The organism is Psychrobacter sp. AOP3-A1-26 (assembly GCF_052378235.1).
Lineage (GTDB): Bacteria > Pseudomonadota > Gammaproteobacteria > Pseudomonadales > Moraxellaceae > Psychrobacter.
The window spans coordinates 1-989 of record NZ_JBQSXN010000183.1; the positions used below are offsets into that span (position 1 = coordinate 1).

General features: G+C 38.3%; 2 protein-coding genes. Both read left to right on the forward strand.

Annotation, left to right across the window (positions count from 1 at the left end; all coding sequences use genetic code 11):
* The coding region (locus tag ACT3TU_RS14195; RefSeq protein ID WP_444784531.1) for a DUF924 family protein at positions 1-515 on the forward strand (515 nt) is incomplete at its 5' end.
* Positions 516-623: 108 nt separating this feature from the next.
* A complete protein-coding gene (locus tag ACT3TU_RS14200) occupies positions 624-989 on the forward strand; it encodes a DUF488 domain-containing protein (protein WP_444784532.1) in 366 nt (121 codons plus the stop codon).

Here is a 989-nt window from a genome sequence, read left to right on the forward strand (position 1 = left end):
GTTTTAATGAGGCGGGCAGCCAGAAATTTTTTGAAAAAGATTTAAGTTTTGATCGATTATTAACTGAGCAATTTACCACTGTACTCGAGCAAGCCGCCGCTGCCGAATTTTATGCATGGCGTAGTAGTACGCAGGGGCGCTTAGCAGAAATTATTGTATTGGATCAGTTTTCACGTAATATTTATCGTGATACTCCAGCCGCTTTTTCTCAAGATGCAATGGCATTAGCGCTGGCGCAGGAGGCTGTGGCTAGCGGCGCGTTAGAAGAGCTTGTCAGTTTAGAGGCGCGCAAGTTTCTGTTGATGCCTTATATGCATAGTGAATCGAAGCTTATTCATCAGCAAGCTGAACGGTTATTTGAGCAATTTACCAATGCAGAAATCTTTAACTCAGAGATGAAGCATAAAATAATTATCGATCGCTTTGGCCGTTATCCACATCGTAATAAGGTACTGAGGCGAGTGTCTAGTGCAGAAGAAATAGCATTCTTAAAGCAGCCCAATTCATCGTTTTAATCAGATTTTCCCTGTATCATTATTTATACTATCTATGGATAAGGCAGGTTAGCGAGCCAACCATTCAAATATTCTATTAATGTTTATCACTACAAGGATTATATAGTCATGTCAAAAATTAAAATCCGAAGAGCGTATACAGAGAAGGGAAATGATGACGGATACTGTATATTAGTAGACCGGTTATGGCCAAGAGGTATAAAAAAAGAAGACCTAAGTTATAGCTGGTGGCCAAAAGATATTGCACCTTCAGATAAACTGAGGAAGTCCTTTGATCATGACGCAGACAAGTTCAGTGACTTTAAAAAATCCTATAAAAAAGAATTAGAAGACAACGAGCTTAAAGATGAGTTTCTAGACAAAGTAAAATACCAGCTTGAAAAGCACAATGTAACTTTTATTTATAGCGCAAAAGACGAAGAGCATAATCAAGCGGTGGTATTAAAACAATGGGCTGAAGAGAAAATAAACTAA